Genomic DNA, 1,741 nt, shown 5'->3' with positions numbered 1-1,741 from the left:
TAAATAATAATGAAATAGAGTTAGATAGTATAGATTTATTATTAGAAGAAGAAAGAAACCAAATATTATATGAATTTAATGATACAAAGGCGGACTACCCAAAGGATAAAACAATCCAGGAGTTATTTGAAGCACAAGTGGAAAAAACACCAGATAATATTGCAGTTATATTTGAAGATAAAAAATTAACTTATAGAGAGTTAAACGAAAAAGCTAACAGCCTTGCAAAGATATTAAGGAATAAAGGTGTTAAAGCGGATTCAATAGTAGGGATAATGGTAGAAAGGTCACTAGAAATGATAATAGGAATAATGGGGATATTAAAGGCTGGAGGAGCATATTTACCAATAGATCCAATCTATCCAAAAGAAAGAATAGAATTTATGCTAAAGGATAGTGAAAGTAAAGTATTACTTAGTGAAAATGTTCTAGTGAATAATATAGAATTTAATGGTGAGATACTTGATTTATATAATGAAGATTTGTTTAATAAAAATTCGAGTAATCTAGAAAAAATAAATGGTTCAAATAATTTAGCATATGTTATCTACACTTCAGGAACAACAGGTAATCCTAAAGGTGTATTGATTGAACAAAAAAATGTAGTTAATTTACTTAAATATTATATAAAAAATTACAATATAAATGAACAAACAACAATATTTCAAACTACAAACTATTGTTTTGATCCTAGTGTGGAACAAATTTTTGGAGCTTTAATAGGCGGATCAAAAGTATGCTGTATAACAAAAAATGTGTTATTAGATAAAGTAGTTTTTAGAAATAATATTAAAAAAAATAAAGTAAATATAATAAATTTAACACCAGGGTTATTAGAAAATTTAATTTGTGATAATGAAATGCTTAATGAAATCGAATTTATAATATGTGGTGGAGAAAAGTTAAATAATAAATTGAAAAATAAAATTATATCAAAAGGATATGACTTACGAAATCATTATGGTCCAACAGAATATACAGTAGATGCAATTATATGCAAATGTAAGAACAATGAAATGAATATAATAGGACATCCTATAAATAATACAGAAATATATATTTTAAATGAAGGAAATGACATAGTACCAATAGGTGTTATAGGTGAACTTTGTATATCAGGAGACGGACTTGCAAGAGGATATTTAAATAGACCTGAACTAACAGCAGAAAAGTTTGTAGATAATCCATTTAAAATAGGAACAAAGATGTATAAAACAGGGGATTTAGCAAGATGGTTACCAGATGGAAACATAGAGCTCTTAGGAAGAATAGATAATCAAGTTAAGATAAGGGGATTTAGAATAGAAATCGGAGAGATAGAAAATAAATTATTGCAACATGAAAACATTAAAGAAGCAACAGTTATAGCAATAGATGGCAAAGATGATGATAAGCAGATTTGCTCATATATAGTAAGTGATAAAGAACTAAATGAATTAAACTTAAGAGATTATTTAAAGGAAAGTTTACCAGAGTACATGATACCATCTTACTTTGTGAAACTAGATAAGATGCCAATAACGTCTAATGGAAAGCTAGATAGAAGAGCGCTTCCTAAACCTAATTTAGATGAAAGGTTAACTAGTTATGAAGCACCAAGAAATGAGTTGGAGGAAACTTTATCAAGAATATGGAGTGAAGTTTTAGGTATAGACAAAGTAGGAATAAATGATAGTTTCTTTGAACTAGGAGGACATTCACTAAAGGCTATGACACTTATTTCTAAAATTCATAAGGAAAC

At 27.6% G+C, this 1,741-nt stretch carries 1 protein-coding gene; it reads left to right on the top strand.

Features of this window, described 5'->3' with window-relative positions; translation table 11 throughout:
- Positions 1-1,741 (top strand): non-ribosomal peptide synthetase (locus tag BM119_RS19420; protein WP_143087368.1); only part of this gene is annotated, 1,741 nt, incomplete at both ends.

It is taken from the genome of Clostridium frigidicarnis, from assembly GCF_900111985.1.
Classification (GTDB): Bacteria; Bacillota; Clostridia; order Clostridiales; family Clostridiaceae; genus Clostridium_Z; species Clostridium_Z frigidicarnis.
This window is presented reverse-complemented; position numbering and strand designations above follow the sequence as displayed.